Source organism: Rathayibacter sp. AY1C2 (assembly GCF_002931195.1).
Classification (GTDB): Bacteria; Actinomycetota; Actinomycetes; order Actinomycetales; family Microbacteriaceae; genus Rathayibacter.
The window spans coordinates 42,918-53,488 of sequence record NZ_PSWG01000026.1 but is presented as its reverse complement, the minus strand read 5'-3'; the positions used below and the strand labels follow the sequence as shown (position 1 = coordinate 53,488).

Genomic DNA, 10,571 nt, shown 5'->3' with positions numbered 1-10,571 from the left:
GACGTACGCGAGCGCTGCGGGGTTGGTGGTGATGTCGACGGTGGTGTACTCGATGCCCTTCTTCTCGAGCACCCGGTAGGTCATGGTGCACTGCACGCACGACGGCTTCGAGTAGACGGTGAGCATCAGTCGTCCCACCGGTCGCCGCGATGCGGGTCGTGCTCGTCGTTGACCGGGGACCAGGCGTGCAGCTCGGCCCACTTCTCGGCGGCGTCGGTGTGTCCGGCGTGGGTGAGGAGGTCGATGATGCCCGTCGCGCGCCAGCACGGCAGCGTCGGAGCGATCGCTTCCGTGACGGCCGGGTCGGAGAGCGTGGCCGCGAAGGCCGCGACGGCCGCCTGGTAGGTCGCCGCCGGGTCGGGCGTGGTCTGCTGCTGCTCGCTCATCGGTGAGTTCCTTCCGGGGTGTGGGCGTCGCCCTCGTCGTCGTCGCTCGCGTGCTCCGCGATCCACAGGTCCGCGGCCTCATCTCGTCCGAATGCTCGCAGGAGTCCGGCCAGCGCGTCGACCTCGGCGCAGCTGAGTCGCACGGCCAACTCATCGGCGGTGTCTCCGTGGGAGAACACGGACGCGAACTCGGCCACCGCGCCAAGGAGGGTCGGCTCCTCGGCCGCGGGGCTGGTGGTGATGGTGTCGGACATGGCGTTTGCTCCTCGGTGGTGGTGCGGGTCAGGATTCGGTGCGGGTGAGGGTGTCCACGAACATGACGCCCTCGGGGCCGGGGATCGTGGCGGTGTGTGCCAGCGCCCACCCGTTGCGTGCCAGACCTGAGAGGTCGACGTCGCGCTCGGCGATCCGGCGCAACTGGCTCTGCATCCCGTCCTCGTTCGTGGCCGGGACGAAGGTGCTGACGGTGGTGATCTGCTGCATGTTCTTCCTCTTCCTCATCGTTTTTTTGCCGTCAAGGCGGTTCTCCGCCTTAGCAACCGGAGGGCGCAGTGCAACCCGCAGGGCGGCGGTGGAGAGAGTTTCGGCGCGATGTGAGGGAGCGCAGCGACCGCGTGCCGAAAGTCTCGGAGGAGCCGGTGGCGCAGCCACTTGAACGGAGCCCGTAGGTAGCTACGACCGCAGCGAAGCGGAGGGAGCCGCCGAAGGCTTCACGGCAAAAAAGGGTGTGAGCCCGTAGGGCGACCAACGGCGGCCGGCGCAGCCGGGCGACCTCTAGGCGGCGCTTCGTCGCCGCTGCACGAGCGCAGCTCGCGCCTCCCGGAACGGGATCCCCGGGGAGCGTGAGGGGCCCGCCCCTCACGGGCTACCTACCTATATAGGTAGGTAGCCCTCGCTCGATCAGCTCGCGGCGGCCGTCTCGGTGGCGGCGGCTCGGGCTGCCTCCACCTCAGCGGCGGTGTGGTGTCCCTGCACGTCGGCGTAGGCGACTTTGTAGGGGCGGGTTCCGTCGTTCCAGTCGAGCGCGACAGTCACGCTCTTGGGGTTCACGCGGGTAACGACGTGCCAGCCGAAGCGGTGCTTGATCATGTCGCCCTTGGCGATCGTGTCGCGGCTGTGGATCGTGACCCGTCCGGCCGCGGCCTGCGCCTCGCGGACGGCGGTCCAGTAGTCGCGCTGGTCTTCGAGCTGCGCGCGCTGGGTGAGCAGCCGCTCCCGGTAGGCGCCCGTCGCGGGGGCGGTCGTCTCGATGTAGCCGCCACCGAAGTTGTGCGAGCTGCCCTCGATCTTCCGCGTGCAGCCGCGAATGTCGGTATCGAGCCGGTCGATGCGGCGGGCCACCATTCCCGGCGCGTAGCGGGATTCGGTGGTCCCGGCGGCGACGTCGGCGCGGGCGCGGGCGCGGGTGGCCTCGCGGTCGGCCTCGACGCTGCGGCCCATCGCGTTGTGGGCCTTCTCGATCGCGTTGCGGTGCCGCGTCTCGGAGTGGTGGCCGATCTTGATCGGCTCGCCACCCTCCGGGAGCCGGTCGAACGCGCGGCGCGCGGCCGCGTCGGCGGTATCGGCGTCCGCGGCGCGGCGCTCGGCCTTCGCGTCGAGCGCGTCGACCCGGGCGGCCTGGCGCTCGATAGTCGCCGCCTCCGCCTCGGCGGTCGAGCGGAACGTCTCTTCGGCTTTGATCGTGACCTCGTGTCCGGCGTCGCGCAGGGCGGTCGCGGCCCGGTTGATGGTCCACCACTTCGGCAGGCGGTCGCGGGACTGCGGGACGTACCAGGCGCCGATGGAGCGGCCCCAGCGCCAGCCGGACGCCTTCAGGATCTCGGCGGTGCCGTCCCCGCGGCTGGTGCCCTCGATGATCGTTCCGGCTTCGGGCGTGTGGGTGATGGTGAGCATGTCGGTTCTCCTTCTCGGTTCGGGGGGGGTCAGTCGTTGTCGCGGTAGTCGGCGGGCGTCTCGCTGCGGTCGTGCAGCGCGTACGCGGCCGGGAACAGGTCGAGCGCTCGCGCGACGTCGACCGGAACGACGACGTAGGCGCCGGAGGCCATGTAGCCGACGCGATCCGCGGGCAGCGCCTCCACGGGCTCGAAGTGCTGCAGCGTCACCCCGGGAAGCCCCGCGCGGCCCTCGCGGGTGACCAGGTGCACGGCCGGGGTCTGCTCGGTCACCGGGTCGCGGCCACCGGCGCCGACGATGACCACCTGACGGGCGGTCCGGCTGATCCCGTCCGCTCCGGGTCCGTGGTACTCGCTCTTGATGACCTCGGTACGGGTGCCGCGCTGCTGGCTCATGGTGTGTCTCCCTCTGGCTGATCGTTTTTCTTTGCCTCTCCGGCGGGGAAGACCGTTTGAGTGGAGGCGGCGGAGTGACGCCGATCACGAGCGATGTGAGGGAGCGCAGCGACCGCGTTCGGGATCGGTGGCACGCAGCCGGTGGAGCGAAATAGGTTGAAACCGCGGAGAGGTGAAGAAAACAGGTGGAACGGGCCGCCGTGGCGGCTTCCAACCTGCGGCGCGCGGCGCCGCTGCGCGAGGGCATCTCGCGCCCCCGGAACGGGCTCGGAAGCGTCTAGGACGCGGGAGGATGGGTACCTGGTAGGCAAGCGGCCGACGACGGGAATCCCATGCACCTGCTCGAGCTGACTATCGGACCGCGCCACTTCTCGCTGCCGGTCGACGTCGATCGCGTCGGGCTCACGCAGCGCCTCGAACAGGCGGCGGCCGCCGGCGGCGCCTTCGTAGAGATCCCGACGTCGCGCGGAACGACCTCAGCGTTCGTGACGCCCGCGACTGCCGTGTTCCTGGACGTCATCGACGCCCCCGACGAGACGGCCGACGGCCTGGACCCGCGGACCTCCTCGATCGACGTCGACCTGGTGGACAGGTTTTCTAAGTGGTGACGACGCCGCTCTAGCGACCGCGGTCGCCGCGGTCCGGCGCTGGCGTCGGTGAGGTGGCCGGGATCGCTCGGTCACCGCGCTCGGGCGCCGTGGTCAGCGCCGTGGTGGAGAAGCTGCGAGAGACGGTCGCCTGAGCCTGCGCGAGGGCGGTGTCGATCAGAGGGCGCCCGAACGCAGTGCGCGACTTGTCGACCTCGACAGTGCGCGGCTGCCCTTCCGCGGGGGTGTTGTAGCGGCGGAATCGCATCACGGTGGAGCCGGTATCGGCCAGCTGCTCGGCGGCGAACTCAGGGAGGGACCGACCTCCCGGGCCGGCATAAACGTTCCTGGCGTACTCGCTGGGCACCCATCGACCGCCGAGCTCGTCGGCGCCGGCGAGGGCGCGTTCGTAGGAGTCCTGCCAGCGGCCGGCGATCCGCGCTTCCGACAGCTCGAACGGCACCTCGACGTCGATCACTTCGACGCTGTAGCCGGCTGCCGCGAACCGCTGCCCCAGCTCGACCGCCTTCTCGGGCGAAGAGAGCACGGTGTCGATCACGACGTTCTGGCCGTCCCGAATGGCCGCGTCGCGGAGTTGGATAGCGAGAATGGAAGACTCTTCGTGCACGAGCGAGGCCAGCTCGAGCGGGAAGAACTTCTCCCCCGCTGCCTCGGCGGCGCGGACCTCGGGCGGCAGGATCGTGCTGTCGTAGGTGCCGTCCTTGATCGCTTCGGTGAGCAGCGCCCGCTTGAACTCGTCGGCGTCGATGGTGAGCCAGGCGTTGCGGTCGGTGCCGAGCACGTCTCGGAGAACGGTCGATTTACCGGCACCAGGCGGGCCGGCAAGGATGATCGCCTTCCGCTCTTGGCGCACGTCAGGGAATTGTGCGCGGTAGTCGGCCACAAAGCGGTCGTGTAGTTGTTGCCGCGCACCACGCGGCTCGTAATCCTGGTCGGCGCCGAGCCGGAACCACTCTCGGTTGTTCACCGTCGCGTGTTCGCTCTTGGGGCTCAGCGGCCCGCCCGCTCGCGCCCATGCACGCACTGTCTCGCGGTGCTTGGCGATCGCTGACGAGTCCTCCCCAGTCACCGACCTTGCTCGCTGTAGCGGTCCAGGATCTCGTCGTATGTGTCGACGTCGATGAGGTGCTCACTCAGAGCGCGTCGCACCTCTGCAAACTCTCCCGCGTCCGCGGTCGTCCAGTCGTAGCCGTCGCTAGCTGACCCCGGACGGTAGGACCAACGGCCGAGCTCATCGATGACCTGCTCCTTCGTCAGCTCCCCCGCGTCGTAGCGCTGAGCAATCTCGTAAGGCGTTGCGCCAGAGAATCCGGGCCGCACGTCCGACACTGCGGCCGCGGACTTCAATGCGCTGTTGACGGAGGGCTGTGAGATTCCAATTTCTTGCGCGAGCTGCCTCTGCGTGGTGTCCTCCGCAGCGCGGCGCAGCGCGCGAAGATATGACACCCGCGTTACGACCTGCAAGCTGCGCAGCTTGCGGATGGTCTCCCCATCGGGCCTCTGAATGATCGACACGGCAACCACCTCCTATAGAACATTCTATCTGAGGAGGCTGGCCGCCGATAGAAGTCAGCGGGCGTGAGCGGTCGCCAGCTCGGCCCAGTGGGTCGTGGCGCGCAGCGAGAGCGCTTCGCGCTTCATCGTCCAGACCGGCCCCTTGCGGATCCCGGCGAGGCCCAGTCCGACCGCGGAGCGGCCGTGGCGTTTCGTCACGGCGTCGATCGTGGCGCCCAGACCCTTGGAGTCGAAAGCCGTATCGAACACGTCGAGGAAGGCGTGGGAGTCCTTCGGCGACAGGTTGGTGAGGATGACGCCGGCCCGCACGTAGCGGGCGCCCTCGCGCAGCCGCGGGCGCAACGTCGCGATCGCGGCCTTGACGATACCCACCGGGTCGTCGGTGGGCACGGGGAAGCCGGCGAGGCCGCCGGCGGACTCGTACGGCGCGTCCGCGAACGGCGACGTCGACGCGAAGACGCTCATCGTCTTCGTCACCGACCCCTGCGCGCGCAGGCGGTGCGCGGCGCGTTGCGCGTAGACGGAGAGCACCTGCTCCATGTCCGCGATCGTCGTCACCGGAGTGGCGAACGAGCGCGAGAAGATCAGCTGATCCCGGACGGTGCGGGCCGCCTCGAGCGGGATGCAGTCGACCCCGCGCAGCTCGTAGACGGAGCGCTGCAGCACCACGGAGAACTTCTTCCGGATCAGCGCCGGGTCGGCATCGCGCAGGTCCCGGATCGTGTGGATGGACAGCTCCGCGAGGCGCTTCCCGGTGCGGCCGGCCACTCCCCACAGCTCAGTGACGTGCTGCGACGCCATGAGCGCGTCGAGCTGATCGGGCGTGTACCAGTCGGTGTCGCAGACCCCGCCGAGGCGCGGGTGCTTCTTCGCTCCGCCCTTGTTGACGAACTTCGCGAGCGTCTTGCTCGGCCCGAACCCGACGCAGACGGGCAGGCCGACGTTCTTGGCGACGGCGGCGCGCATCGCGCGGCCGATCTTCGCCCGCTCCGCCACGTCGCCGTCGACGCCGAGGAAGCTCTCGTCGATCGAGTAGACCTCCTGCCAGGCGGAGTATCGGCCCAGCAGCTCCATCACGCGGGCGGACAGCTCGCCGTACAGCTCGTAGTTGCTCGAGCGGGCGATGACCTCCGGAAGACGGCCGGAGCGGATCAGGGGTTCGATCTTGAACCAGGGGGTGCCGTTCTCGATGCCGAGCTTCTTCACCTCGTCGGAGCGGGCGACCACGCAGCCGTCGTTGTTCGAGAGGACGACAACGGGCCGGCCGGCGAGCTTGGGGTCGAATAGCCGCTCGCAGGAGACGTAGAAGCTGTTCACGTCGACCAGGCCGACGCGCCGCTCAGAGCGCACGGTGCAGCCGGTGGAGACAGACCGTGACGACGCCCCACACCTGGAGGTCACTCAGCTCGGCGACGTGGATCGGCGGGTACTCCGGGTTCTCCGCCCGCAGCACCACTCCCCCGGGGTGCAGCTCGAGGCGCTTGACGGTCAGCTCGCCGTCGAGGATCGCGATGACCACGCTCCCGTGCGTCGGCGTGATCGACCGGTCGACCACGAGCTCGTCGCCGTCGCTGATGCCCGCGCCGGTCATGCTCTCGCCCGAGACGCGGACGATGAACGTCGAGGTCTTGTCCCGGATGAGGTGGTCGTTGAGGTCGAGGGACCCGTCGAAGTAGTCCTGTGCCGGCGACGGGAACCCGGCAGCCACCGCGTCACTGGTGACGAGGAAGGCGACGGCGACGGCGTCCGAGGCCGGAGTCGCGATGCGCTCCACAACGGTCACGCTCATGGTCGGCCCCCTCCTCGTCTCATCGAACATATGTTCGAATGCGTCCGAGTGTAGGTCGGCCCCACCGACACTCGCTCCCAGCCCGCGCACCGAGCGGGATCGGGTGCTCATACCGGGCGAGTCCTACCCAGATACCTATATAGGTATCTGGGTAGTTTGCTAGGTGGATAGATAGCCATATAGGTTTGCGGCATGCAGACAATGATGATCTACAGCGAGAGCGGCGGTGCGACGAAGAGCACCACCGCGGTCTCCCTGGCGATGGTGGCGGCCGAGGAGGGGCGGCGGGTGATCCTGATCGACCTGGATCCGCGTGGCGCGACCACGAAGTGGCTCGACGCGCAGCCCGTCGACGTCGGGCTCGACGTCGGAGCGATCCTGGGTAACGCCGACCCGAGGGGATGGGCGGACGAGCTCGCCGTGCCTTCGCCCTTTCACTCGAACCTTCGAGTGATCCCGTCCGACCGCAGCGTGAGCGCACGCGAAACGGACGATCCCGGAGAAGTCGGGCATCGCTTGGCGGACTCGCTCGAGGATGTGCCTGCGGACCTCGCGATCATCGACTGCCCGAACCGCCAGGGCGGGTCGCTGATCTACAACGCCCTGACGGCGGCGGAGTCAGTGATCTACGCCGCCACGCCCACCGCTGACGGCGTGGACGGATTCATTGGTGCACAGGAGAGTGTGCGCCGCTACAACGACCTCAGCGACCGCGCAGCGGTCGAGGAGGCCGGCATCATCGTTGGCGGCTACAAGGAGACGATCACGCCGCGAGAGGCTACGCACAGCATCGAGCAGATGCGAGAGACGGGGCTTCTCCTGACTCCGCTCGTCCCGCACCGGACCATCGTCGGAGAGGTCCGGTACTCGCACGACTGGTACGGCAACTTCCGCAAGGGCGCACCCGTCGCCGCCGCATACCGTGAACTCGCACGAAAGGTCATCCGATGACGAACGAAGATCGCCCCGCCAGCCTCCCGCGCCGAGCACAGCCGGCGCCCGACCGCAGCGACCCGATCGCGTCCAAGCCTCGTCCGGCTCCGACGCCCGCACCGGCGCCGGTAGCAGCCCCGGTATCGCGGGCGAATGCGGGCACGGCGGCCACGCCGCCGCGGAAGCAGCCCACGGAGGTTCTGCATGTGGACGTCGATGCCGAGCTGTCGTACTACGTCCAAGACCTGCGAGCCGCGACCGGTCGCACTAAGAAGAACATCGTGGAAACGGCCCTGAGCGAGTACCGCGACCGGAACCCGCTCAGCTGAGCCCGAGCCCCTCGAAGATAGCCAGATACCTATATAGGTATCTGGCTATCTTGATTCTCATGCAGAATCTAAATGGCGCTGTTGCACCAGGAGCGAACGGCGGATTCGAATCGCTCTGGATCGGCGTTCCATTCGAGGGCGTGGCCGGCGGGGTCGCTGGCGATCAGCGTCGCATTCACGTGCGCGTTGCTGAACGAACGGGAGTCGCTGAACGGCGTGGTGCGATCACCCCCCGAATGAATCAGGAGCACCGGTATGCGTAGTGGTGCGGCTGCGTCTATCCAGTCGAGTGCTTTGAAGTTGAGAGGAACTGGTGAGCCCAGTAGACGACTGACACCGCGGGCGCCGAGAGCCCATGTGGCGGCCGCAGCGACGACACGGGGGACTCCGGCGTTAGCGGCGCTGAAGAGCACGCTGTTGCGCCAACTGAGGACGGGGGAGACAAGGATCAAGCCTGCGATTCTGGATCGGTGCGACGAGCTCGTGGCGAGGCGCAACGCCATTGAGGCGCCGCTGGACCAGCCGACGAGGACGACCCGGCGCGCTCCCCGCTCGAGAGCGAGCGCGATCGCAGCGTCGACGTCGACCCATTCGGTCTGACCGAGCGTGAACGCATTGAGTGGCGCCGTTGGGCCTTCTCCGTCACCGCGGAAGGAAGGCACCAGTGAGGTGTAGCCGGTGCCTCTGAGTGCATGCACGGAGCGAAAGGCAGCGTCTCGGCCGGACAGACTGCCGTGGATGTGGATCGCCCAAGTGTCTGCGGCGTCTCCTTTGCCGGAAAACAACCAGGCAGGCGCCTGTCCAAGCTCGGTTTCGACGGTCACCTCGCGGGCGTCCGGGTCGAGTTCTCGGGCCGTCGCGAACACATTCCCGATGGGTCGACTCAGGGAGCCGGCCGTGGGGGAGGGGGCATCAGCATTGAGTGTGAGGATGCGTTCGATCCCGTCTGGTCCGCTTCGCAGGATCGGACCGAGGACCGCGTGGCGGGTTTCGTCGTCGTAGAGCAGGCCGAGCTTGCCGTTCTGCTTCGTGATCGGAGTAGGACCGAGGACGATGCGATCGGGCGTCGGAACCGCGACGATCGGTGTTGGGCGGCTGCGCTGCGGTCGGATGACACGGCGCGCAACGGTGGCGACGACCGCGGCTCCGGCGACGCCGACACCAACTGCGGGGATCGCGACCCAGAGTGCGCTCACCGGCTATGCGGCCTTCCGGAAGCCGCCGCCGATCACTCGCGGAGTGAACGCCTGGTCGGGAGCGATGAGCGTGCGGACCCGAGCGACAGCTGCATTCTCGTCAAAGGTGAACGCGCCCTCTCCGCGAACCTCAGCGTTCTTCGTGAGCACGAGGATCTGTTGAGCGTGTGCGATCAATCGCCGGTCGCTCAGGTAGGTCGTGAACGGTGGTCGCTCGATGAGGCCGTGTCGGACGGCGGCCTTCGATGCTCGAGCGACGTCGATCCGGCGACGGAGAGGAACGACGATCGCCGTCCACCCGATGCCGAGCATGATGATGAGAAGACCGAGGAAGAACGGTATCTCAGCGGCGTTCCACGCGGAGTAGCGGAAGGCGTCTCCGCCGTAGCCGAAGTGAGAGGCTGTGAGGAAGGCAATCTCGATCAAGCAGCCGATCGTGGTGATGGCGAATCCGGTGATGAAGACGAGCTGAACCCCGCGCCAGTTGCGACGCGCGTTGATGATCGAGGAGACGGATAGCCACACGAGAGTCGCCATGTAGGCCGATCCGTAGAGCCAGACGGCGGTCTGGTCGAGGCGGTCGATGATGAAGTCGACGCTTGTGCGGCCCCGGTTGCCGATCAGCAGGAACGGCACGATGTAGGAGCCGAACATGATCGCCAGGCCCCACCGACTGCCGACGCGGCCTTCGCCGCCGGCGCGCCGTCCGAGCGCTTCGCGGAAGAACCAGAAGGCCGATGCTGCTGCCAGGTCGCGGACGAGGGTGATGACGTTGGTGCCACCCAGTAGCGCGTCATATGTGAAGAAGGGGATGGGGAATCCGTAGGTGGAGAGTGCGACGGCACCGCTCACCGTGGCCCAGAAAGCGGGACGCGCTGCGGGCTTCGCTGCGGCGCGAGGAGCCCGCACAAGCACCAGCGCAATGAGAAGCGCTAGGCAAACCTGTTGGATCATCCGAAATACGTTTCTTCGCTCGTCCGATTGAGTGTCTGGATACGGCGGACCATCGCGAAAGCTACTTCCTCGATGGCAATCTCCGCCTTCGCTTCTGTGCTTTCTGGATCATCTGTCGGGGCACAGAGGTGTGTGGCTCCGTGCCGCCGGCCCGGATGGATCAGCCGCGGGATCTGCTCGCTGAACCAGGCGTCCGGAGCGTAGACGAAGAGGATGTGCGCAAGCTCATGGCACGCGTTCTGGCTCTGGTAGTGGAGCTCGTCGCTCTCTCGGCAGACGACGGTGCCGAACTCGGCTGTGTCGATCCAGAGCCCTGTCACTGATTTGAGGTCAGCGCTGGCGGAGGCGATCAGATAGATCGGCTTGCCGTAGACCTTCTCGACGGACGATTGAAGATCGTCCCACGTCGCGGCGGCCGGAAGTCCGAGCCTGCTCACGAACTCGTCGGCCGCCTGAACGATCGATCCACTGCGGCCTTGGCCACTGCGGCGGAGCATCCGCCACCGGCCGCGACCTCGTTCCGTGGAGTCTGACGGCATCGATGGACTCCGTTCGCCTGGCCGGGAGAAGCTC

The 10,571-nt window shown here is 67.7% G+C and carries 16 protein-coding genes; 3 read left to right on the top strand and 13 right to left on the bottom strand.

Annotated elements, in window-relative coordinates; genetic code table 11:
• The 6 genes from C5C55_RS14860 to C5C55_RS14835 form a co-directional block, all read right to left on the bottom strand.
• Positions 1-129, bottom strand: a 129-nt coding sequence (locus tag C5C55_RS14860; RefSeq protein ID WP_146080940.1) for a glutaredoxin family protein, incomplete at its 3' end; no start/stop codon positions are given.
• Entirely contained in the window at positions 126-386 is a 261-nt protein-coding gene (locus tag C5C55_RS14855) for a hypothetical protein (protein ID WP_104234446.1), read from the bottom strand. The genes C5C55_RS14860 and C5C55_RS14855, both read right to left, overlap by 4 nt.
• Positions 383-640, bottom strand: a complete 258-nt coding sequence (locus tag C5C55_RS14850; RefSeq protein ID WP_219813020.1) for a hypothetical protein — start codon at positions 638-640, stop codon at positions 383-385. Before C5C55_RS14850 ends, C5C55_RS14855 begins: the two co-directional genes overlap by 4 nt.
• Positions 641-668: 28 nt before the next feature.
• On the bottom strand, positions 669-869 hold the full coding sequence (locus C5C55_RS14845) for a hypothetical protein (RefSeq protein ID WP_104234445.1): 201 nt from the start codon (positions 867-869) through the stop codon (positions 669-671).
• Positions 870-1,286: 417 nt separating this feature from the next.
• The gene (locus tag C5C55_RS14840; protein ID WP_104234444.1) at positions 1,287-2,279 is read right to left on the bottom strand and encodes a DUF3560 domain-containing protein; all 993 of its coding nucleotides are present in this window, start codon (positions 2,277-2,279) and stop codon (positions 1,287-1,289) included.
• 29 nt (positions 2,280-2,308) lie between these two features.
• Positions 2,309-2,674, bottom strand: a complete 366-nt coding sequence (locus C5C55_RS14835) for a hypothetical protein (RefSeq protein WP_104234443.1) — start codon at positions 2,672-2,674, stop codon at positions 2,309-2,311.
• A gap of 332 nt (positions 2,675-3,006) precedes the next feature.
• Here C5C55_RS14835 and C5C55_RS14830 point away from each other — a divergent pair, with 332 nt between their 5' ends.
• Positions 3,007-3,282 carry a hypothetical protein gene (locus C5C55_RS14830; RefSeq protein ID WP_104234442.1) on the top strand — a complete coding sequence of 92 codons (276 nt, stop codon included), beginning with the start codon at positions 3,007-3,009 and terminating at the stop codon, positions 3,280-3,282.
• Between the two features lie 10 nt (positions 3,283-3,292).
• On the opposite strand, the gene C5C55_RS14825 is transcribed toward C5C55_RS14830, so the two are convergent.
• Genes C5C55_RS14825 through C5C55_RS14810 form a run of 4 tightly spaced genes read right to left on the bottom strand, consistent with a single transcriptional unit; the run spans position 3,293 to position 6,586 of the window.
• Positions 3,293-4,351 carry a zeta toxin family protein gene (locus tag C5C55_RS14825; protein ID WP_181028843.1) on the bottom strand — a complete coding sequence of 353 codons (1,059 nt, stop codon included), beginning with the start codon at positions 4,349-4,351 and terminating at the stop codon, positions 3,293-3,295.
• Entirely contained in the window at positions 4,348-4,797 is a 450-nt protein-coding gene (locus C5C55_RS14820) for a winged helix-turn-helix transcriptional regulator (protein ID WP_104234441.1), read from the bottom strand. The genes C5C55_RS14825 and C5C55_RS14820 overlap by 4 nt, the downstream gene beginning before the upstream one ends.
• Before the next feature lie 54 nt (positions 4,798-4,851).
• Positions 4,852-6,147, bottom strand: coding sequence for a Y-family DNA polymerase (locus C5C55_RS14815; protein ID WP_104234440.1), 1,296 nt, complete (start codon positions 6,145-6,147; stop codon positions 4,852-4,854).
• Positions 6,137-6,586, bottom strand: coding sequence for a LexA family transcriptional regulator (locus C5C55_RS14810; protein ID WP_104234439.1), 450 nt, complete (start codon positions 6,584-6,586; stop codon positions 6,137-6,139). Before C5C55_RS14810 ends, C5C55_RS14815 begins: the two co-directional genes overlap by 11 nt.
• A gap of 192 nt (positions 6,587-6,778) precedes the next feature.
• Here C5C55_RS14810 and C5C55_RS14805 point away from each other — a divergent pair, with 192 nt between their 5' ends.
• Both C5C55_RS14805 and C5C55_RS16405 read left to right on the top strand, forming a co-directional pair.
• Positions 6,779-7,537 carry a ParA family protein gene (locus tag C5C55_RS14805; protein WP_104234438.1) on the top strand — a complete coding sequence of 253 codons (759 nt, stop codon included), beginning with the start codon at positions 6,779-6,781 and terminating at the stop codon, positions 7,535-7,537.
• A complete protein-coding gene (locus C5C55_RS16405; protein ID WP_146079344.1) occupies positions 7,534-7,848 on the top strand; it encodes a hypothetical protein in 315 nt (104 codons plus the stop codon). The genes C5C55_RS14805 and C5C55_RS16405 overlap by 4 nt, the downstream gene beginning before the upstream one ends.
• Before the next feature lie 68 nt (positions 7,849-7,916).
• Here the strand turns inward: C5C55_RS16405 and C5C55_RS14800 are convergent, their stop codons facing one another.
• The 3 genes from C5C55_RS14800 to C5C55_RS14790 are packed head-to-tail and all read right to left on the bottom strand — an operon-like array spanning position 7,917 to position 10,537.
• Positions 7,917-9,044: a S9 family peptidase gene (locus C5C55_RS14800; protein ID WP_104234437.1), complete on the bottom strand. Its 1,128-nt coding sequence runs from the start codon at positions 9,042-9,044 to the stop codon at positions 7,917-7,919.
• Positions 9,045-9,047: 3 nt separating this feature from the next.
• Positions 9,048-9,998 carry a hypothetical protein gene (locus C5C55_RS14795; RefSeq protein ID WP_104234436.1) on the bottom strand — a complete coding sequence of 317 codons (951 nt, stop codon included), beginning with the start codon at positions 9,996-9,998 and terminating at the stop codon, positions 9,048-9,050.
• On the bottom strand, positions 9,995-10,537 hold the full coding sequence (locus C5C55_RS14790) for a hypothetical protein (RefSeq protein ID WP_146079343.1): 543 nt from the start codon (positions 10,535-10,537) through the stop codon (positions 9,995-9,997). Before C5C55_RS14790 ends, C5C55_RS14795 begins: the two co-directional genes overlap by 4 nt.
• Positions 10,538-10,571: the final 34 nt, after the last annotated feature.

What these genes read in the sequence shown, in the direction of transcription:
- C5C55_RS14855 (WP_104234446.1), bottom strand. Translation starts at nt 386, where the DNA reads ATGAGCGAGCAGCAGCAGACCACGCCCGACCCGGCGGCGACCTACCAG.
- C5C55_RS14850 (WP_219813020.1), bottom strand. Translation starts at nt 640, where the DNA reads ATGTCCGACACCATCACCACCAGCCCCGCGGCCGAGGAGCCGACCCTC.
- C5C55_RS14845 (WP_104234445.1), bottom strand. Translation starts at nt 869, where the DNA reads ATGCAGCAGATCACCACCGTCAGCACCTTCGTCCCGGCCACGAACGAG.
- C5C55_RS14840 (WP_104234444.1), bottom strand. Translation starts at nt 2,279, where the DNA reads ATGCTCACCATCACCCACACGCCCGAAGCCGGAACGATCATCGAGGGC.
- C5C55_RS14835 (WP_104234443.1), bottom strand. Translation starts at nt 2,674, where the DNA reads ATGAGCCAGCAGCGCGGCACCCGTACCGAGGTCATCAAGAGCGAGTAC.
- C5C55_RS14830 (WP_104234442.1), top strand. Translation starts at nt 3,007, where the DNA reads ATGCACCTGCTCGAGCTGACTATCGGACCGCGCCACTTCTCGCTGCCG.
- C5C55_RS14810 (WP_104234439.1), bottom strand. Translation starts at nt 6,586, where the DNA reads ATGAGCGTGACCGTTGTGGAGCGCATCGCGACTCCGGCCTCGGACGCC.
- C5C55_RS14805 (WP_104234438.1), top strand. Translation starts at nt 6,779, where the DNA reads ATGCAGACAATGATGATCTACAGCGAGAGCGGCGGTGCGACGAAGAGC.
- C5C55_RS16405 (WP_146079344.1), top strand. Translation starts at nt 7,534, where the DNA reads ATGACGAACGAAGATCGCCCCGCCAGCCTCCCGCGCCGAGCACAGCCG.
- C5C55_RS14795 (WP_104234436.1), bottom strand. Translation starts at nt 9,998, where the DNA reads ATGATCCAACAGGTTTGCCTAGCGCTTCTCATTGCGCTGGTGCTTGTG.
- C5C55_RS14790 (WP_146079343.1), bottom strand. Translation starts at nt 10,537, where the DNA reads ATGCCGTCAGACTCCACGGAACGAGGTCGCGGCCGGTGGCGGATGCTC.